The organism is Brevibacillus sp. HB1.2 (assembly GCF_013332495.1).
GTDB lineage: Bacteria > Bacillota > Bacilli > Brevibacillales > Brevibacillaceae > Brevibacillus > Brevibacillus porteri.
Map to the genome: position 1 here is coordinate 125,912 of NZ_JABMIU010000005.1, position 20,442 is coordinate 146,353.

Consider the following 20,442-nt stretch of genomic DNA (forward strand, 5'->3'; position numbering starts at 1 on the left):
GCACGAGCGGTACGTGCTGCTTCCTCTTTTTCATTTCAAGCGGACGAGTCTGGATGGGCGAGTGTAAGACGAAAGGTTGTTCCTTCTGGAGAAGTCTGGACCAATTCGACATTTCCACCGTGTGCCTTTGCCAATAGGCGGGAGATCGTCAAGCCCAGCCCCAGGCCTTGCTTCTTTTTGCGTTTGCTATCCCCACGATAGTACCGTTCGAAAATGAAAGGAACCTCTGACTCAGGAATTCCTTTTCCATTGTCAGTTACATCGATGAAGAGGAAGCTGCTTTGGTTGTGAACGTCGATCTTGATTTGCGTTGCGTTTGCGGCAGCGCTGTTCCCCAATAAATTGAGCAAAATTTGTTTGACATGTGATTCATCGCCGATCCATACGATTTCTTGTCCAGTCGGGTTAACTGTCACAGATACGTTGGCAAATGAGGGCAAGGTTTGCACCTGTGCGACTATCTGATCCAACGTACTGTCGATCTGAATGGACTGCTTCTCGACGAAAACTTCACCTGCTTCCATGGAGGAGAAATCGAGGAGGTCATTGACCATTGTCTGGAGTCGCTTGGCTTCGTCCATGCTGATTTGCATGAATTCATCCGCATCTGCACCTTTTACGACGCCGTCTTTCACCGCTTGAATCATTCCGCGAATCGAGGTGACAGGGGTACGCAGCTCATGGGAAACACCAGCCAAAAGGTCGGTGCGCATCCGCTCTAGTTGTCCAAGTCTTTTCGCCATTTCGTCAAAGGAATGAACCAGCTGACTGATTTCTGCTTCTTTGATTTTGGAGGAATTGGGCAAGGAAGGCGAATAATTCCCGCTGGATATTTGTTCTGCCGCTATTGCCAACTGCCGCAGGGGCTGTGTTAACGAGCGAGAAAGTACATAGACGATGGCCCAACCGCACAAAGTGATGATTCCGATAGAAACCATGATCGTGATATAAGTGTGAACCAAATCATTGTTAAGGGGGGTACTGACGTAATAGGTGCCTGCGACTGTATTGTGTTCATAGTAAGGGACACCCACACGCAGCCAGGTAGCTCCCTTTGTGGCAACAACCTCCCGTATTTCTTTAGTTTTGTCCACCGGTTGGGCAGGGGTAGGTAACTGCGCAATGGTAGCGGTCGTCGTCTGACTCACCATTTCCTTCTTGAACGTCTTGCCCGCATCATCGTAAATCTGTACCACGTGATCGATTGGGACAGTCGGCATGACTCGAAATGCGATCATGGCGGTATTGGCTGCGGGTGTTGCGGTGTAAGGAATAGCCGGAGACGCAGGGCCAGTCACAGCAGTGACAGCCTGATTGGAGATACCAACAGTTGTTTGTGCCAAATCCTCTATCTTTACAGGAGAAGTCGAGGTGTCCTTGGCAAGCAACACCTTGGTATACGAATCAGCGAGCAACTCTGTTCTTGCTTCCAATACCTGAAACTGTTGTTCTGTAGCTGCTTTGTTAATCCAATAGATGCCAAAAAAGCCAATGCCAAAAAGAATGACCGATAAAATCAAGGCATAGCGCCACGTCCAGTAACGCAAGAGCGGCACAGCAGTTCTAGTAGAAGTAGTTCGTTTAGTAAACACGCAGGCTATACCCCATTCCTCTGATTGTGCTGATTTCCCCTTCGGAAGTCGGCCACGGAAGCAAGCTTTTGCGCAAGCGCTTCACTGCGGTATCCACAGAGCGATCGCCCCCTTCAAAATCCATTCCCCACACCTGATCCAGCAACTGATCTCGGCTGAAGCATTGGTTCGGATGTCGCGCCAGGAAAACGAGCAGCTGCCAATCCCGTGGCATCAAGGCAAGGGGTGTTTTCCCGATCAAGGCATTTTGGGCCGTAACATCTATGGAAAGTGTCCCGAGTCTGATCGTATCTGCTTCGGCGATATAAGAGGAACGGCGGAGCACAGCTTGTACACGGGCGAGCACTTCTTCTGGATCAAATGGCTTGGCGATGTAATCATCTGCACCTTGTGCCAGCCCTTGGAGCTTGTCTGGTACGGTACCGCGCGCCGTAATGATAATGACAGGGCAACTGCCGTATTGGCGAATCTGATCGAGTATATTCAAGCCGTCATGATCGGGCAGCATCAGGTCAAGCAGGACAAGATCTGGTTTCCAGGAGAAAAAAGTCGGGATTGCCTCGTGATCACCCTCATTCCATTTTACCTCATAGCCCGCCCGTTCCAGGTAGACCTGGACAAGTCGGGCAATCGGCATTTCATCCTCGATGAGTAGAATTCGTTTCACGAAGAAACACCTCCTATCTATCTCAAGTCAATTTGTACTTATCATAGCAATGATAGACATCGTTTTGATTGACATCATTTGTAAAAAATGTTCTTGTTCAGTTGTTTAGCATAATGGAGTTATGTGTCCGTTAAATGGCGAAGGGCATAACTAAACCTCTGGCAGTTTCCTGTCAGAGGTTTTTGTGTGTGCTTGAAAGGCAACGCTTATTTTTTGATGGCAGCTACTGAGACTGTTGCACCTTTTGTGATCTTGCCTTCTTTTTCGAGCTGTTTGATCAATTCGTCAACGGTGATTCCTTTCTCTTTTGCCATTTGCTCCAAACTGATTGCAGGTTGAGTAAAGGAAGCTGCTTCACCAGTGGAGATCGCGCCTTCTTTCTCAAGCTGCTTGATCAACTCTTCCACAGAGATGCCTTTTTCTTTTGCTACTTCTTCCAGATTGATAGTTGTTGTCATGGAAACATTCGTTGCCAGTTTGCCTTCTTCTTTAAGCTGCTCGATCAACTCTTCTACGGAGATGCCTTTTTCTTTCGCCATTTCTTCCAGATTCATAGTAGAGTCCAGAGCGATGAATGCTCCGCCGTCCTTGTTTTCAGGATCGAGAGAAATGACTGCGAAGCCCGGAATGGTGCCGTCTGGGTTGCTGGTAGCTGTTGCTTTCGTCAGTTTGCCTTCTTTTTCAAGCTGCTTGATCAACTCTTCTACAGAGATCCCTTTTTCTTTCGCCATTTCATCTAGGTTGAACGTCTTAATGTTATCGCTGTTGGCATCGAATTTCATGAAGGAGAAGCTAGTTGTCAGATCGCCGTCTTTCGTGATAGTAGCTGCTCCTTTCGTCAGTTTGCCTTCTTTTTCAAGCTGCTTGATCAACTCTTCCACAGTGATGCCCTTTTCCTTTGCCATTTGCTCCAGGTTAAAAATCGGTTTTTGAAGAGCATCTGTACCATCTTTGGTCACCATTTTCAGTGGAGCAGAAGAACCAGTCGTCTTCGCTGGTTCATTTGCCGCAAACGCGGAACCTGCCATTGCGGATACTGCCAAAGCCATAACTGTCATTGCCATTTTCTTTTTCATTGTAAAATTCCTCCTTGGGGGTCTTTAGATTGTGGTGAGCCTTGCTTGCGGGCTTGCCCGTCTCGGCTACAACACAAATTTAACGTGGGTGTGTGTCCGTAATATGACCGGAATATGGAAAAGTGACGGAATGCCGAAAACGCTTGCATTTTTCTGTGCCTTGTTCTACATTAGAGACAGGTAAAAGACCACGTAAATAGCGTGTAATCTTCTACCCACAAGTGAATAATCAAAAGGCAAAGGTGCCCTTGAACACGGCTTATTTTTTCGTGTTTAGGCACCTTTTTTTACTTTTGATCAGGGATGTTGTCTTGAAAGGAGTGACACGCATGGAAAAACCAATTCGAGCGACGCCGCTTGCGATCCGACTGATTCCCAATGTCGATCCACAATTTGCGGAGAAGCTGAACCTGCCTTCTCATATCCGAAGTCTGGGGCTATTGACCTCTACGATTGACGATGTGGGGTATACGGCCATTGATGAAGCGACCAAAAAGGCAGCGGTAGAAGTTGTGTATGCCAAGTCGTTTTATGCAGGCTCAGGCCATGCGTCTGGACCGTTGTCCGGCGAGTTCATCGGGATGATCGGAGGCGCGACGCCATCGGAGGTGCAGAGCGGACTGGATGCAGCCGTTGCATTTATGGAAAGCGGAGCATGCTTTTACTCTTTGAATGATGAAGGGACGCATGCGTATTACGCCCATGTTGTGTCGCGGACGGGCAGCTACTTGTCTCAAACCGCCGGAATCCGCGAAGGTGAGCCGCTTGCTTACTTGATCGCTCCGCCGCTGGAGGCCATGTATGGTATTGATGCCGCCCTCAAGGCTGCAGATGTACAAATGGTTCAATTTTTTGGTCCACCGACAGAAACGAACTTTGGGGGAGCGCTACTCACTGGCAGCCAGTCGGCATGCACGGCAGCCGCCGATGCCTTTGCCGAGGCCGTAAGAAGTGTCGCCCAACAGCCTGTCAAACGATAATAGGGATTTTCTCTCTTGAAGGGGAGGTAATGTAAATGCGCGCTACAACATATTCACTCGGCATGATCGAGACGCTGGGCTTGCCTGCTCTCATCGCTGCCGCAGACGCTGCTGCTAAGGCGGCAGACGTTAAAGTCGTCTCTTATGAAGGAGCGGACGCAGGAATCGTCACTGTATACGTGATCGGGGATGTATCTTCGGTTATGGCGGCAGTAGATGCTGGCGCTGACGCTGCGAGACGTGTCGGAAGATTGCTGCACTCGCACGTGATTCCACGTCCTGACGAAAATATTCCAAAAATGATTAAAAACCTGCTGAAACCGGAAGTAAAAGAAGAGGGTAAGGCAGAGCCGGCTAAAGCGCCAGTGTCAGGATTGCAAGATCAGTCCATCAATGACCTGCGCAAAATGGCGCGTTCGTATGCGGACTTCCCGCTGACAACGAACGAAATTAACATGGCGAAGAAAGAAGATCTCATTCGTCTGTTGGAAGAGAAACAAGGCGGAGGTGACAAAGCCTAATGACACTCGACGCTGATCTGTATTCCATACAGGAAGTGCGTACCTACCTCGCACAAGCGAAGGAAGCACAGGCCAAATTCGCTACCTACAGCCAAGAGCAAGTTGACCGGATCATCGAAGCTATGTCCAAAGTGGGCGTAGAAAATGCTGATCGACTGGCAGCAATGGCTGTGGAGGAAACAGGCTTTGGTAACGTCGCTGACAAGCGGATGAAAAACCTGTTTGCTGCACAAGATGTGTACGCATCTGTAAAAGATGTAAAAACGGTTGGCATCATCCGTAAGGACGAAGAGAACAAGGTGTGGGAAGTGGCGCAGCCATTTGGTATCGTAGCAGGGGTTGTACCTTCCACGAATCCGACGTCCACGGTTATTTATAAATCGATGGTCTCCCTCAAGGCGAGAAATGCGATTGTATTCAGCCCGCATCCGTCGGCAGCCAAATGCACGCTGGAAGCAGCGCGACTGATGGCACAGGCGGCAGTAGCGGCTGGAGCACCAGAAGGGTTGATCCATTGCGTTACGAAGCCTACGCTTCCTGGGACAAATGAGCTGATGAAGCACAAGCTGACCAATCTGATTCTCGCGACTGGCGGAACTCCGATGGTACGCGCAGCATACAGCTCCGGTAAGCCGGCATACGGTGTTGGACCTGGTAACGTACCGGTTTACATCCACCACACTGCTGACTTTGCTGCTGCTGCCAGACGCATCGTGCAGAGCAAGACGTTTGACTATGGTACAATCTGCGCTTCTGAGCAAGCATTGGTAGTGGAGGAATCCACCAAACACCAATTGATTGCAGCCTTGAAGCGTGAAGGCGCCTACTTCCTGAACGAGCAAGAAAAGGAAAAGGTAGCTGCCATCGTCACGATAAACGGCTCGCTGAACGCGAAAATCGTTGGCCGCTCTCCACATGTGATCGCTCAAATGGCGGGTATTACCATCCCTGCTGATACGCGTGTCCTGGTTGCGGAGGAGAACAATGTAGGCAAAGCGTATCCGATGTCCGTTGAAAAACTGGCACCGATCCTTGCCCTTTACACGGTTCAAGGCGACAGCGAAGCGTTTGCTCGTTGCCGCGAATTGCTGGAACATGGTGGTCTTGGACATACAGCGGGTATTCATGCCCAGGATGACAATGTCATCGCAGCGTATGGTCAAGCAATGCCAGCATCCAGAATTCCGGTAAATACGGGTACGACCTTCGGAGGAATTGGTGCAACGACTGGCGTACAACCAGCGTTCACGCTTGGATGCGGTTCTTTAGGGGGCAACATCACTTCCGATAACATCGGTGCGAAGCACATGTTCAACATCAAGCGTGTTGCATTTGGCATCAAAGAAATGCCGCAATCAACGCCAGTATCAGCAGCTCCTGCGACACAAGCGGAAGAAGCTGTCCTACAGGCTGTCTCTTCCATGAATGTCGGTTTGAGCCGCGATGAGATCAAAAACATCATCAAATCGGTGTTAACAGAAATGACGACTTAGAGTCGTAAAACACTAAAATTTTGGAGATATAATTAAGGAGGAAATGAAAATGGCTGGAGAAATGTCCGCATTGGGAATGGTAGAAACAAAAGGTTTGGTAGGAGCAGTAGAAGCTGCTGACGCAATGGTAAAAGCAGCTAACGTAAAACTGATTGGTAAAGTACACGTAGGTGGCGGTCTCGTGACTGTTATGGTACGTGGTGACGTAGGTGCAGTAAAAGCTTCCACTGACGCAGGCGCCGCTGCTGCTGAAAAAGTAGGAGAGCTCGTATCTATTCACGTAATTCCACGCCCTCATGGAGACATTGAACTGATCCTGCCTAAACTCGAAGGATAATAATTCCCTATGGCAGTGATTACAGAAGCATCCTTGAGAGCAATGCATAAGTCAGGTATTCCAAACCCCTTTCTCGTTGAGAAAGGGGATAAAATAACACCAGCAGCGGCAGATTTCTTGAAAGGAAGAGGGATTCAAGTGAAACAAGTTGATCAGAACCAGCAGCCTTCCACCAATCAAGCTGCCGAGGCAGTGCGAGAAATTCCTTTAGGCGTATCTAACCGTCACATTCATTTGTCGCAAGCAGATGTCGAGAAGCTTTTCGGAGCCGGACATCAATTGACGCCAATGCGTGATTTGTCGCAACCGGGCCAGTTTGCTTGCCAAGAAACAGTCACCATCGTGGGACCAAAAGGCAGCATCCACGGGGTTCGCGTTTTGGGACCAGCTCGTGGCGCGACACAAGTGGAAATTTCCCGGACAGACGGCTTTGCAGTAGGTGTTCAAGCACCTGTGCGTATGTCAGGAGATATTGAAGGAACACCAGGTATGGTACTCGTTACGGCAAAAGGGACAGTCGTGATGGACAAAGGCGTAATCGTAGCGAAGAGCCACGTTCATATGTCTCCTGCAGATGCCGAGCAATATCAAGTGAAGGATGGCGATACGCTGATCCTGGCGACGCAAAGCGATCGTCCTATCATCTATCCAGATGTAGTCGTTCGTGTGCATCCGCAATTCGCACTTGATTTCCACGTTGATACGGATGAAGGTAATGCCGCTAATTTGAAAACGGGAGACCGGGTAAAAGTGATCGGCAAGAACGGGCAATTTTACTCCGGCTAACGGAGGTAGAGCTTGATGGACATCAGAGAAATGGTGGCGTCGATTACGAAAGAAATTTTGCAATCGATGAATACAGAAAAGAAAAGCGAATCGCCTCGTGTCCTGTACGTCTTTTGTGACAGCCAGGCTCATGAGGCTTATCAGGATCATTTTATCCAACTGAAAAACCACGGGATCTGCCATGACATTCTCTTCCTGGATGGAGAAACCTCCTCTTGGCTTGGCATGCACAAGATCGAATGTGGGGGAGCAGGCAGAATCCTTACAGCAGATGAGTACGCTCCTGCCCCGTTGGAAGTGCCGAAAGATTATGTCGGTATCGTGATTCCTGAAATCGATTTGGATAATGCAGCGAGAATTGCTTCCGGTCTAAAAGGAACAATCAAAGCGGAAATCGTCTTTTCCGCATTGGTGACGGGTAAATTCGTCATCGCTGGTTCCGATGTGCCAGGAATCAAGCGCGCAGACCGTCGTACCCTGCAAACATTGACACTGACACCTGCTTATGAAAAGCTGTTCAACCGTCACGTTGAGAGCATGAAAGAACTGGGTGTGGAGTTTGCAGAACAACGCCGTCTGGCTGATCGCGTGGTTTCTAAGCTGAAGTCTCAGTTGCAAAAAGTGGAGATTACTACCAAGACAGAACAACCGACATTGACTCCTTTGGATGAGCAAGAAGCTGTCTTTTCCGGGAAGCTGTTGACAGCGGATTGGATCAGATCTCAGCCTGAGCTTCGCGATACGACTTTGATCGTGAAAAAAGGTGCAATTGTTTCTCCGCTTGCTTATGACAGCATGAGAGAACGCGGCATTACGGTCAGCTATTTAGGAAAAGGGTGATCGCATGTTTTTGGGAAAAGTGATCGGCAGCGTCTGGGCCACGCAAAAAGAAGCAGGCATGGAAAATCTCAAGCTCATGGTGGTTCAGCCGATTGATTGGCGTGGCGAAGAAGGCGGACAAACCGTTATCGCAGCGGACAGGATCGGTGCGGGAATCGGGGAGCAGGTTATCGTCTCTCGTGGGACGCCTGCCCGAATCCTTTTCTCCGGCACCAGTGTGCCGATCGATGCGATCATCGTAGGCATTGTGGATTCGTTTGAGGTGCCGGGTGCCGCAGGAAGAGAGGAATAGGAATGGAACAGGAACGTTCACGAGTCATCCAGGAATTCGTACCAGGGAAACAGGTCACGTTGGCTCATGTAATCGCAAACCCTGACCCAATGCTCTATACCAAGCTAGGTATCAATGAGGCCGGTGCGATCGGCATCTTGACTTTGACGCCTACCGAAACAGCCATTATTGCCGCGGATATTGCGACGAAGGCTGCTGGCGTCGAGCTTGGGTTTCTCGATCGTTTTACAGGTTCACTGATTGTCGTAGGAGATGTATCCGCTGTTGAAATGGCAGTCGAAGCGGTCAATCAGGTACTGAGCGAAAAACTGCGGTTTACACCGGCATTGGTGACGAAATCATGACCGGCCGTGTAATGATTATCGGTGCAATCGAAGCAGGAAAGTCTTCTCTGGTGCGGGCGCTGTTCAATGACGAACAGCCTGCCAGAAAGACACAAGCGCTCGAATATCGGGACTGGGCAATTGACACTCCGGGTGAGTACAGCGAAAACCCGATGTTTTACCGCACACTTATGGCTACCTCTCTTGAGGCGAAGATCATTGTGATGGTGCAGGATGCTACGCGGGAGCGCAATTATTTCCCTCCTGGCTTCTCACAAGGGTTTCCGCAATCGTGCATCGGGGTCATTACCAAAACGGATCATCCTGATGCAAATGTGGAGAGAGCAGAACAATTCCTGCGTCAATCGCTCGGCAATGCGAAGATTTTCCGGACCTCCTCGCTCACAAGTGAGGGAGTATCAGAATTGCGAACGCATTTGCAAGAAATTGTCAATGAGTAAGCTTGATTAACCAGTATTACACCCCTTTCCGCCGTAGCGCGTCTGTGAGAAAATGAGGTCATATCAACTCCTAGCAGGTGAAAAGAGGTTCACATGCAATCAATACGAGAAGTGTGCAAAGCGTCCACGACGTTGAGTGATGACGACATTCGGATTGTGGAGGATCTGGCTTCCAAGCTTCAGATTTTTGCTGATCTGTCTCAAGCGGACATGTTTATTGATTGTCCGACGGTAGATCGGAGCGCTGCGATGGTAGTCGCACAAGCTGCACCGAGTACGGCACGCTCTATGTACAGTGGATCGGTCGTAGGGCATTTGGCGACGGCGATTAATGAGCCGGCCGTTATGTATTGTCTGACGACAGGCAAGCCCGTCATCGGTTCACGTGGGGTTTCACAGGAGCAAGTCGTGATGCGACAAAGTGTCGTACCCATCACGAATGCGGCTGGAAAAACAATCGGGACCTTGATAACTGAACAAGATATATCCAAACAGGTGGAACAGGAAAAAAACGTCGAAATGCTCAAGGAAACAACGGAGCAGTTAAGTGAGACGCTCATCCAGTTCGCTGTGCCTGATCTGCCCATTTCGTCGCTTTTGCACGAGGGCATGATTTTGTTTGATCAGAGTGGGGTTATCACGTACGCCAATGGCCGTGCCCACAAGCTGCTCTCTTTGATTGGCTTTGAACGGCCGGAAAAGGGCGAGAGCATTGAACGTATTTTTTCCTGGAGAGTTTCCCCGGAGAATTTTGTACGCAACGGGGGTTATATTCAGGAGGAGCTGTCAAAAGGCAAACACTTTATCATGATGAAAGCGGTTTCGTCCGTCCGCAAACAAGACATCATTGGGGGATTCATTCTCCTGCGAGACATATCGGACATTCGGGAAAAAGAAAAGCAATTAATGATCAAATCCGCGGTGATCAAAGAGATTCACCACCGGGTCAAAAACAATTTGCAAACCATCTCTAGCCTACTGCGCCTGCAAATGCGGCGTTCGCAGTCCAACGAGATTGAAAAGGTATACAGGGAAAGCATCAATCGCATCAACAGCATCGCCATTATTCACGAATACTTGGCACAGGATGGTCTGGAGCAGATTGACTTCAAAGAGATTTTAACCAAAATATCGAAAATAATCGTCTCTTCGATGAGACGTTCTGAGCAAGCTATACACGTCGTGGTGACGGGCGAATCGGTATATCTGCCGTCCAACAAAGCAACATCGTTTGCCTTGATCGTCACCGAGCTGATTCAAAATTGCATGATTCATGGTTTTCATGACCTGCATGAAGGGAAAATCTCTATTGCACTGGTTGCCAAGGAAGACTTCGTTAGTCTGTCTGTGACAGATGACGGAGTAGGCATCGAGGACATGGAGCAAATCCACAAAAAGGGCCATCTCGGCCTGAAAATTGTCGATACGCTGGTCAGGGAAGACCTCGAAGGCACGATGCATTTCCGCAACACTGGGAACGGAACAGAGGTAACCATCCTCTATCCGATCCAAAAGGAGGATGAAGATGACACAGCCGAAGATTATGGTGGTTGATGACGAGCCGATTATTCGCATGGATTTGCGCGAGATGCTCGAAAATGAAGGGTATTTAGTGGTTGCCGAGGCGAAAAACGGAGAAGAGGCAGTCGAACAGGCCCATCGTCACAAGCCCGATCTGATCATCATGGATGTGAAAATGCCTGTCTTGAATGGAATCAAGGCAAGCAGTATCATTCGTTCCTTTTCAGACAGTTCCATTCTTCTCTTGACGGCTTATAGCCAAAAGGAACTCGTCCAGGATGCCAGAAAAGCGGGTGTGACGGCTTACTTGGTGAAGCCGGTGTCGGAGGATGACTTGATTCCCGCAGTAGAAATCGCACTCAGTCAAAAGGAAAAAGTCGTTTCACTGAAGAAGGATATCAATGATCTGAAGCAAAAGATCGAGGATCGCAAAGCAGTGGAAAAAGCAAAAGGAAAGCTGATGAGTGCCCTATCCTTGGAAGAGGAAGCGGCTTACAAATGGATGCAGCAAGTAAGCATGCAACGGCGCATGCCGCTTGTGAAGCTGGCAGAAGAGATTTTGTCGGGCGAGCAGGCCATTTCCACACAAGGCTAGTACTGACGTTATCATAAAAAGCAGTGACAAGTAGATACGAAGAGAGCAAAGGCGCTTGAATCAGACCGGGAGCAAGGTACCGGCTGTTCAAGCGTTTTTTCGTAAGCCCGTCTGACACGCCAATGGTTCAAGGAGGTTCATATGGACGAACAATGGATCCAAAGCGTCGGGATCGATGTGGGAACAAGCACAACCAAAATGATCGTTAGCCGATTGCGATTGGGTCGCATGTCCAGCACGTTTTCGCTGCCGCGTTATCAGATCGTGGAGCGACAATTGCTGTATGCGAGTGAAGTACATTCCACACCGCTCATCGGATTTGATGAAATCGACGCTGACGGAATCGGATCGATTCTTGCAGCCGAGTACAACAAGGCACAAATCAGCTTGTCTCAAATCAAGTCCGGGGCGGTCATCATCACCGGAGAAACAGCCAGCAAAAAGAACGCACAGCATATCGTTCATCTGCTGGCTGAACGCTCCGGGGATTTCGTGGTAGCGACAGCAGGTGCTGACCTCGAAGGCGTGCTGGCGGGCAAGGGCGCTGGCGCAGAAAAACGCTCGCAAGCCATACAAGGTGTGATCGTCAATGTCGATATTGGCGGAGGAACAGCGAATGCAGCCTACTTCCAACGTGGTCGAGCGATTGCGACGGTTACGTTCCACGTCGGAGGAAGACTGATCCGACTCAGTCCGCAAGGTGTCGTTCAATACGTGTCGCCGAACATTCAACAATGGCTGTCGGCAAAAGGATTGCGTATTCAAGTCGGACAGGAAATCGGATTCGCGCAGCTCACAGAGGTTGCCGAACAGTTGGGACGCAGCATGCTCGATTATTTGACGGGGAAAGAGCGACAAGTATCAGGCTTGCTCGTCTTGGGGCCGCATTTGCGCGATTCCATCCCTGTTGCTGAATTGACCGTCTCAGGTGGTGTAGGCCTGCTCATGAGCGGACCTCCCGTCCAAAATATTTCGGATGCGAGCCGATATGGCGATTTTGGCCCGCTGCTCGGATATGTACTCCAGCAGGAGCGCGTAAAAGGAACGTATCCAGTACAGTGGCTAGACCCGGATCAGACAGTACGGGCAACGGTAATTGGCGCGGGGATGCAGAGTACGGAGATTAGTGGTTCAACCGTGCATATTAAGCCGGAACTGTTGCCGATTAAAAATATTCCGATTCTCAAGCTAGAGCTTACCGAGGAACAATTGGCAGATACCACACGACTGCGACAGGAAGTGGCTTCGATCTACCAACTGGGTGAGCGCCTGTTTGAAAAAACGACAGGGATTCCTTTCGCACTCGCGATCTCCGGCATCGGGTATTGCTCGTACGCTCTGCTACAGACGCTTTCCCAGGAGCTGTCGGAGCAATACCGGGCAAGTTTCCCCGAGAGTCAAACCATGGTCGTGATCTGTGAAACAGATATGGCGAAAGCGCTCGGGCAGGCCTTGGCGCTGCGTTGTAAAGGGGCACCGGAAATCATTTGCATCGATCAGGTGCGTGTGGAATACGGCGATTACATCGATCTCGGTGAGCCGATCTCGGGAACGATCATTCCCGTCGTCGTCAAAACACTCGCGTTTGATGAAAGGCCGTAACGTAAGAAGGGGTGGACGTGATGAACACGAAAACGACTGTGCTTGGACAGACCTATCAATTTCGCGATTTGAAAGAAGTTTTCGCGAAGGCTAATGAAGATAAATCAGGCGACCAGTTGGCTGGTCTCGCCGCTGCTGATTCCCGGGAACGTGTAGCTGCCAAGCAAGTTTTGGCTGATCTGACGCTGGCGGATATCCGCAACAATCCGATGGTTCCGGCAGAAGAAGACGAAGTATCCCGTGTGATCGAAGAAGGCATCAACGAAAAAATTTACAGCGAAATCAAAAACTGGAGTGTAGCAGAACTCCGCGAGTACATTTTGAGCCATCAAGCAGGCGATAATGAACTCAAGCGCATCAGCCGCGGCTTGTCCAGTGAGATGATTGCAGCGACTGCCAAGCTCATGAGCAACCTGGACTTGATTACGGCTGCGTCCAAGATTAAAGTTGTGACGCATGCCAACACCGTAATTGGTCAAAAGGGCGTATTGGCTTCTCGTGTACAGCCGAACCATCCATCCGATAACGTACAAGGCATCAAGGCGTCTCTGTACGAAGGATTGAGCTACGGAATCGGCGATGCGGTTATCGGGATCAACCCGGTTATCGATACAGCGGACAGCGTCAAGGATATTTTGAACATGACCAAAGACGTGATGACCAAATTCGATATCCCGACCCAAAACTGTGTATTGGCTCACGTATCTACTCAAATGCGTGCCATCCGTAATGGGGCACCAGCAGACTTGATTTTCCAAAGTTTGGCGGGTAGTGAAAAAGGAAACAATGCATTTGGTATTGATGTAGCGCTGTTGGATGAGGCAGACGAGCTGATGCGCAAAGAAGGTACTTCCTATGGACCGAACTTCTGGTACTTCGAGACAGGCCAAGGCTCAGAGCTGTCTTCCGAGGCGCATCACGGCATGGACCAGGTAACGATGGAAGCGCGCTGCTACGGTTTGGCTCGCAAATACAATCCGTTTATCGTGAATACGGTAGTTGGATTTATCGGACCTGAGTATTTGTACGACAGCCGTCAAGTAATCCGCGCAGGCTTGGAAGACCATTACATGGGCAAAATGCACGGTTTGCCAATGGGCTGTGACGTATGCTACACGAACCACATGAAGGTCGATCAGAACGATATGGACAATCTCGGTATCTTGCTCTCGTCGGCAGGAGTTAACTTCGTCATCGGGGTAGCTATGGCTGACGATGTCATGCTCAACTATCAATCGACGAGCTTCCATGATATTGCCGCGTTCCGTGAAGTGATGGGACTGCACCCGGCACCAGATTTTGAAAAATGGCTGGAGAAAATGGGCATCATGGAAAACGGTAGGCTGACTGCAAAAGCAGGCGATCCGACAATCTTCATGTAAGATCAGGAGGTGAAAGACGGATGGAACAACAATTAGATTTCTTGGTAGATAAAGTAGTAGCAGAGCTGCAAAAGAAGCTGGGTGAGGCCACAGAACAAGCTCCGTCACCAAAAGCAGAGACGGGCTTGATTCAACTGAGATCGGAACCAAAGGCAGAGCCAGTAACGAGTGCGGCGACGGCTCCGACGCAAGCTCCAGCGGTGAATGAGCAACTTGCTCCATCAGCAGAGCCTGAGAGAACATCACACGTACCGAATCCGAAGTACAAGGAAGGCTTGGATGAACTGCTGTCCAGCACGCCAGCGCGCATCGGAGTTTGGCGTACAGGTGTGAGACCTTTGACTAAAACGATGCTCGAATTGCGTCGCGACCATGCTGCGGCTGTAGATGCTGTATACGGTGAAGTCAGTCAAGCGGTGCTCGATCAGTACTCCTTGTTCACAGTGGAAACGCAGTATGACAACACCGAAAACTATCTAAAGCGTCCGGATATGGGGCGCGTCCTCACGGAGGAAGGCGTGCGCTTGCTGCAAGAGCGCTGCCAAAAGAAACCGCAGGTACAAATCGTCGTTTCGGACGGCTTGAGTGCCGCTGCGGTGGATGCGAACCTGAAAGACGTGCTTCCATCCCTGATGGACTCTCTGAAAAGCTATGGACTGACCTGCGGCACACCGTTCTTTATCCAAGGCGGACGCGTAGCCAGCATGGATCACGTCGGCGAGATTTTGGAGCCAGAAGTATTGGTGCTCCTGATCGGAGAGCGTCCAGGATTGGTTACGGCGCATTCCATGAGTGCGTACATGTGCTACCGTCCACGCAAAGGTATGGTAGAATCAGAGCGTACAGTGATCTCGAATATTCATCGTCAAGGTACTTCTCCGGTTGAGGCGGGGGCCCACATCGGGACCATTCTCTCCAAAATGCTGGAGCAAAAAGCAAGTGGTGTGAAACTAGTCTTGTAACATGACGAGGAGGATTCAGCATGACATTTCGTAGAAAAAAAGTAGCCGTCATCGGTAGTGGTTTTACAGGAGCGACAACTGCGTTCATCATGGCGCAAAAAGAGCTGGCTGACATCGTTTTGGTCGATATCCCTCAACTGGAAAACCCAACGAAGGGTAAAGCACTCGACATGATGGAAGCTTCCCCAGTTCTCGGCTTCGATGCTAACATTACAGGTACTTCTGACTACAAAGACATCGAAGGCTCCGATATCGTAATCATCACAGCAGGTATTGCTCGTAAGCCAGGTATGTCCCGCGACGACTTGGTAGCAACGAATGCAGCTATCATGCGCTCTGTTGCTGAGCAAGTGAAAACATATGCACCAAACTCCATCGTACTTATCCTGTCCAACCCGGTAGATGCGATGACGTATACATTCTACAAAACATCCGGCTTCCCGAAACACCGCGTAATCGGTCAATCCGGCGTACTGGATACAGCTCGCTTCCGTACATTCGTAGCAATGGAACTGAATGTATCTGTTAATGACGTAACAGGCTTCGTATTGGGCGGTCACGGCGACGACATGGTACCACTCTTGCGTTACTCCTACGCAGGTGGCATCCCACTCGAAAAATTGATCCCACAAGATCGTCTGGATGCTATCGTAGAGCGTACACGTAAAGGTGGCGGCGAAATCGTAGCTCTCTTGGGTAACGGTTCCGCTTACTATGCACCTGCGGCAGCTCTGGTAGAAATGGCAGAAGCGATCTTGAAAGACAAAAAGCGCATCCTGCCTTCCATCGCTCTGCTCCAAGGTGAGTATGGCTACAACGATATCTACCTGGGTGTACCAACTCTCTTGGGTGGAAACGGTATCGAGCAAGTCATCGAGCTGGATCTGACTGCTGCTGAGAAAGCAGCATTGGATAAATCCGCAGATTCCGTTCGTGCAGTTATGAAAGTAGCTATGCCATAAGCACGAGTTTAAAATGAAAGCTTCGCCAGATGTTTTGGCGGAGCTTTTTTTACAATGTGGATAGTGGAGGGAAGAAGCGGATTTCCAGTCTACGCTTCGGCCTACGCCCTGCTGAGGGCGGGTACTGTTCGCTCCGAAATAAATAGCGGGAGCGCTTCAAAAGTAGAGCTTGGAGGATGTTTTTTCAGAGGTTGAAGCTGAAAACCCCCGCTATTTATTTCGGAGCTGGGTAGGGCTCCAGAGGCGCTAGGACTGGAAATCCGCTTCTTCCTACGGGGCTGTATTCGCATAAAAGCTGATTCAAGAGGGCGTAATTGTCACGAAGTGCAAACACCTGTAAGACATTGGAGGAATTGTGCGAAAAGTGACGAACTAATTTAATGAAATATGAAGAAATGTAAAGCCGAATCTTCCAAAAAAATATATTTTATTGTAAAATTAAGGAAAAATTTAGGGGATGATTCTTTATGGGGGGGCTGCAAGGGACATTGCACTGGTCGCTGCGGTCAGAGATTGAAAGACACCGTAGAGAGTGCGGCTATACCTTGAGTAAATTAGGTGAATTAACGGGCATCAACCATGGGAGTTTAAGCGAGATTCTGAACGGAAATCCACCGCGGGCTATGACCATTGGTCAATTAGACGCGCTCGCTGCGGTGTTTGGTCGCGAACCAGGTTGGTTGTACGAATTGTATACGGAAGAATGTATATCAGAGGGGAGAATATCGCGCCCTCGGTTGATACCATATTTGATTCGATGTGCAGAGTTTGGGCGGCAGGATTGTATAGATGAGGTTGTTCCTAAATTGTTGGACAACCCTAAAAATATTTCGACCCTCTTTTTAGTGGCGGAACAGCTATATGAAAGCGGGAAACAAAAAGAATCCATACCTTTTTATCAGGCTGTCGTGGATAGCGAGAAGGATGGACATTCTGAGCAATTCGTAAGGAGTCAGTATCGATTATTTCGAGCTTCACTCGGGACCAATTCTGAAGAAAATGGGGAGGCAGTTATTCGGTTTTCCCCCTATCGGAATAGGCTTCCTGAAAACTACCAGTTGGACGCCTTATTTCAATTAACGCGGGTTTGTTTCGCTTTACAGAAATGGAAGAAATCAGAGCAGTATGCAGATGAATTACGGTTTCTTGCAGAAACGGTTTACATACATGAGTTGGACAGGTTGAAAAGAAACAAAAAGAGTGAACCTCTGGAAACAGAACGTCATTTCGTCTTTTATTATGGTATGGGACATTTATTTAAAGGTTTGGCATTGGAGATGCAAGGGCTATACGAACAAGCAAAAACGTATGTACAAGGTTATGCAGATCTAAGTTGGTTTGAACTGCTTGATGAAGTTGGATACAAAGAGGTTGAGAAGTTCAGCGTCTGGGCGAAGGCTAACATGTACACGTTAGAAGTATTGGGTGGCAATACAAGCATCATAGAAGAGTATACAGACTATCTTGATAGTCTTCCAACGAATGAAATACTCGCGGGTTTAATTTCCATTATGAAATCGGCGAATACCTACCATTTTTGTGTGGATGAAATACTTAAACGTTTTTCTTCGCATATTGCTACTTTTGATCAATTTAACGAAGCAATTGGATTGGACAGGCAACTCCAGTTCCGGTCTCAAACTGCCATTTATGAATTTAATAAAGGACGTATAGAGAACGGGATTGAAGAAACCTTGTGCTGCCTTTCTCTAGCTGACTCTATGAACAGATATCAAGATGCTCTTAAATGCGTAGCTTTATTTGAAGAGCACCGTCAATACGTATCAACAGCACAAGAGGAACAATACCAAGGAATTGTAACGGGAATGGTTGCTAATCTTCTTTTTCAAAATAGGTAAAATGAAGCGACTATATAACAGTCATTTATTAGGTTATTTTAGTGCATGGCAACGATGCCTAGGGCTTAATTATAAACCCTGACCATTACATGAAAGAGGCTACAAATTAGAAAAAGGGGGATGGGAGAATGAAGGCTCTTATTCTTGCATTTTTACTAACGATTGGATTAATTGGCGGTATACCTTTTGAACCAATCCATGATGGTCTAATTAAGGCTAAGGCATATCAGCATGGAAGTGATGGCTAGAGAAATTGCAGCCATAGATTTGTTATTTTAGTTTCTGCACTCCTAAAAGCATCCCTAAAGGGGATGTTTTTTTCTATTCAATTTTTCTTAATCGGTGAATTTCTGCACATCCATGTATAGTAATTATATGTAATAAATTGTAAAAGAGAGGGGGCGTTGGATATTACTGCTATCGCAAATATTTTAGATAGGGATGTTTCTTTTCACCCTGAAAGCTCCCCCAAAAGAGAAGCTGCATCAGCCCCTAAAAGTAGGTGTACGATCCGGGGCATGGTAAAGGAAATCGGTTGCCACTTAGAGTTGGATAATAGAATCGAACATCTACGACTGGAAATGATGGAATTGGCGGGGAAGTACGGTCTCTCACATGATAAGGTTTTGGCTGTAAGCCAACAATTGGATAAATATATTGTCATTGCACAAAACAGATTGAAAACGGAAAAGTAAGTCCTTCTCACACCTCAAGGCCTCCCAAGACCCTTCCATTAACTATTATCTAGGTATTCGGTAAAAAACTGGTCCAGCAGGAATTACATTTAATGATGCCGCTGATTATAAGTGGAAATGGGATGAAAGTTTTGAAATTGGTGATGATCGACCGAATAATTAATACAATAAGAAGGGAGGGCTTCCTTCCCTTCCTATTGTATTTTTAGTAAGGGGCGGATTTATCATGAAAAAAAAGTAGTACTAGGTATTATGCTCCTGTTTTTGCTTAGTATGATTGGGTTATATATGAATTTTCAGGCACATAGCAAAACGTATGGGTGGGTTGTAGTAACAAACAAATGGGTAGAAAATGACAAATATTTTCTTAGTATCAAGCATATTTGTTTAAATAACGAAACTGAATTTTGTAGCAATGAGAAGACGATTAGAATTGGAGATGAGGTAAGCTTGTTAAGCTCCTCTCCTGTAAAGAGTAATAGACTTAGTGCTAAAGAGGCATATGATCAAATCGAACAAAATGGTAAGTATGTTTTTAGCTATATTTTCATTGAGGGAAGAATGTGGCCATTAAATATGCCTAATACATTAGTTGAATTTAAACAATACAACAAAAAAATATAATCAAAGTATTTTGTTGTTACTTTTAATTTAAGATTAATGCAAGCAATGGAACATGGGATTACGAAAAGGAAGAATAATCTCGAATTTGCTTCGAGATAGCCGGTTAACACTAGCAGTATAACCAGCTATTTTTTGTGTCTAGCACTCCTTAACCTTGTAAACCCACATGTTCGTTTTTCTTGTGGCATCCATATTAAAGTGCGTTTAAATAATTTCCAATAAATCACTAGCCTACGATCCACTCCTACCACTGACCAATCAATTTATGAGGAGTGTGATTGATCTGCCTAAAATATGTCGTAATACTTTACTTGTTGTAGTTCTTAGCTCAATAACTTTATTTGGCTGCTCCAATGTTTCTGAAAAAACTGAAGATATTCCTGTTAATTCTGCTCAATCGGACACTTTGGAGAAAGTAAAAAATGGACAATTAGAAGGTGTCTTAATAGGCATTGGAGCAACAAAAAAAGAGGTTCTAGATAAAATCGGAAACCCCATCGAGAGTGGAAATTCTGAGTATGGATTCACAGTATATTATGATGGTTTTGATTTACAATTCGAAGACTATGCTAATTCAATTGATGAAGTAAAGGATACGAGTAAAGTCGTCCTAATGAATGCCGAACCAAAGACTGTTGGAATGACTGGAAAACCTGAGGAAATCAAAAAAAACTTAGGGGAACCCTCTAGAGAGTTTATGGATGACACAGGTGACAATACGTTTATATTGGAATATGAAAATAGTGGAAATCTACTAAGATTTGCGTTTGATTCAAAAGAAAGTCCAGTAAAGTATGTTACCCTTCGAGTCCAATAAGCTAGACTATCTGGCTTATTTTGGCCTGAATTCTGAAAAATTAGTCCATAAAAAA

22 protein-coding genes are annotated in these 20,442 nt (G+C 47.6%); 19 read left to right on the top strand and 3 right to left on the bottom strand.

The annotated features are described in order from the left end of the window. Positions 1-35: 35 nt before the first annotated feature. From HPY28_RS14470 to HPY28_RS14480, 3 genes are all read right to left on the bottom strand, one after another. On the bottom strand, positions 36-1,592 hold the full coding sequence (locus HPY28_RS14470; protein ID WP_017252522.1) for a sensor histidine kinase: 1,557 nt from the start codon (positions 1,590-1,592) through the stop codon (positions 36-38). Next, a complete protein-coding gene (locus HPY28_RS14475; protein WP_017252521.1) occupies positions 1,582-2,259 on the bottom strand; it encodes a response regulator transcription factor in 678 nt (225 codons plus the stop codon). The genes HPY28_RS14470 and HPY28_RS14475 overlap by 11 nt, the downstream gene beginning before the upstream one ends. 206 nt (positions 2,260-2,465) lie before the next feature. Continuing rightward, entirely contained in the window at positions 2,466-3,335 is an 870-nt protein-coding gene (locus tag HPY28_RS14480; RefSeq protein WP_174230807.1) for a hypothetical protein, read from the bottom strand. A gap of 329 nt (positions 3,336-3,664) precedes the next feature. On the opposite strand from HPY28_RS14480, the gene eutL reads away from it, so the two are divergent. From eutL to HPY28_RS14575, 19 genes are all read left to right on the top strand, one after another. Further along, positions 3,665-4,315, top strand: coding sequence for an ethanolamine utilization microcompartment protein EutL (gene eutL / locus HPY28_RS14485; protein WP_017252519.1), 651 nt, complete (start codon positions 3,665-3,667; stop codon positions 4,313-4,315). 35 nt (positions 4,316-4,350) lie between these two features. After that, positions 4,351-4,836, top strand: a complete 486-nt coding sequence (locus HPY28_RS30830) for a BMC domain-containing protein (RefSeq protein ID WP_017252518.1) — start codon at positions 4,351-4,353, stop codon at positions 4,834-4,836. Beyond that, positions 4,836-6,329 (top strand): acetaldehyde dehydrogenase (acetylating), encoded by a 1,494-nt coding sequence (locus HPY28_RS14495; protein WP_174230808.1) that lies wholly within the window; start codon positions 4,836-4,838, stop codon positions 6,327-6,329. Before HPY28_RS30830 ends, HPY28_RS14495 begins: the two co-directional genes overlap by 1 nt. Positions 6,330-6,378: 49 nt before the next feature. Further along, positions 6,379-6,666, top strand: a complete 288-nt coding sequence (gene eutM, locus HPY28_RS14500; RefSeq protein WP_007720104.1) for an ethanolamine utilization microcompartment protein EutM — start codon at positions 6,379-6,381, stop codon at positions 6,664-6,666. Positions 6,667-6,675: 9 nt separating this feature from the next. After that, entirely contained in the window at positions 6,676-7,452 is a 777-nt protein-coding gene (pduL, locus tag HPY28_RS14505) for a phosphate propanoyltransferase (protein WP_041749711.1), read from the top strand. A 15-nt stretch (positions 7,453-7,467) separates the two neighbouring features. Further along, complete coding sequence (locus tag HPY28_RS14510) at positions 7,468-8,292, top strand: hypothetical protein (RefSeq protein ID WP_017252515.1); 825 nt, start codon at positions 7,468-7,470, stop codon at positions 8,290-8,292. A gap of 4 nt (positions 8,293-8,296) precedes the next feature. Beyond that, a complete protein-coding gene (locus tag HPY28_RS14515; protein ID WP_007720099.1) occupies positions 8,297-8,584 on the top strand; it encodes a EutN/CcmL family microcompartment protein in 288 nt (95 codons plus the stop codon). A 2-nt stretch (positions 8,585-8,586) separates the two neighbouring features. After that, positions 8,587-8,928 (top strand): ethanolamine utilization microcompartment protein EutS, encoded by a 342-nt coding sequence (gene eutS / locus HPY28_RS14520; RefSeq protein ID WP_007720097.1) that lies wholly within the window; start codon positions 8,587-8,589, stop codon positions 8,926-8,928. Next, on the top strand, positions 8,925-9,368 hold the full coding sequence (locus tag HPY28_RS14525) for a EutP/PduV family microcompartment system protein (protein ID WP_173623266.1): 444 nt from the start codon (positions 8,925-8,927) through the stop codon (positions 9,366-9,368). The genes eutS and HPY28_RS14525 overlap by 4 nt, the downstream gene beginning before the upstream one ends. Positions 9,369-9,461: 93 nt before the next feature. Beyond that, a complete protein-coding gene (locus HPY28_RS14530; RefSeq protein ID WP_017252513.1) occupies positions 9,462-10,922 on the top strand; it encodes a sensor histidine kinase in 1,461 nt (486 codons plus the stop codon). Next, positions 10,888-11,484 (top strand): ANTAR domain-containing response regulator, encoded by a 597-nt coding sequence (locus HPY28_RS14535; RefSeq protein WP_483297548.1) that lies wholly within the window; start codon positions 10,888-10,890, stop codon positions 11,482-11,484. Before HPY28_RS14530 ends, HPY28_RS14535 begins: the two co-directional genes overlap by 35 nt. Positions 11,485-11,625: 141 nt before the next feature. Next, a complete protein-coding gene (locus HPY28_RS14540) occupies positions 11,626-13,086 on the top strand; it encodes an ethanolamine ammonia-lyase reactivating factor EutA (RefSeq protein ID WP_174230810.1) in 1,461 nt (486 codons plus the stop codon). A 20-nt stretch (positions 13,087-13,106) separates the two neighbouring features. Next, the gene (locus HPY28_RS14545) at positions 13,107-14,468 is read left to right on the top strand and encodes an ethanolamine ammonia-lyase subunit EutB (RefSeq protein ID WP_174230811.1); all 1,362 of its coding nucleotides are present in this window, start codon (positions 13,107-13,109) and stop codon (positions 14,466-14,468) included. Between the two features lie 20 nt (positions 14,469-14,488). Beyond that, positions 14,489-15,430: an ethanolamine ammonia-lyase subunit EutC gene (eutC, locus tag HPY28_RS14550; protein WP_017252509.1), complete on the top strand. Its 942-nt coding sequence runs from the start codon at positions 14,489-14,491 to the stop codon at positions 15,428-15,430. A gap of 20 nt (positions 15,431-15,450) precedes the next feature. Continuing rightward, positions 15,451-16,392: a malate dehydrogenase gene (gene mdh / locus HPY28_RS14555; protein WP_017252508.1), complete on the top strand. Its 942-nt coding sequence runs from the start codon at positions 15,451-15,453 to the stop codon at positions 16,390-16,392. 467 nt (positions 16,393-16,859) lie between these two features. Continuing rightward, positions 16,860-18,251: a helix-turn-helix domain-containing protein gene (locus tag HPY28_RS14560; RefSeq protein ID WP_174230812.1), complete on the top strand. Its 1,392-nt coding sequence runs from the start codon at positions 16,860-16,862 to the stop codon at positions 18,249-18,251. A 404-nt stretch (positions 18,252-18,655) separates the two neighbouring features. Next, the gene (locus HPY28_RS14565; protein ID WP_174230813.1) at positions 18,656-18,946 is read left to right on the top strand and encodes an aspartyl-phosphate phosphatase Spo0E family protein; all 291 of its coding nucleotides are present in this window, start codon (positions 18,656-18,658) and stop codon (positions 18,944-18,946) included. A 288-nt stretch (positions 18,947-19,234) separates the two neighbouring features. Further along, on the top strand, positions 19,235-19,570 hold the full coding sequence (locus tag HPY28_RS14570; RefSeq protein ID WP_174230814.1) for a hypothetical protein: 336 nt from the start codon (positions 19,235-19,237) through the stop codon (positions 19,568-19,570). Between the two features lie 265 nt (positions 19,571-19,835). Next, entirely contained in the window at positions 19,836-20,387 is a 552-nt protein-coding gene (locus HPY28_RS14575; protein ID WP_217444799.1) for a DUF4309 domain-containing protein, read from the top strand. Positions 20,388-20,442: the final 55 nt, after the last annotated feature.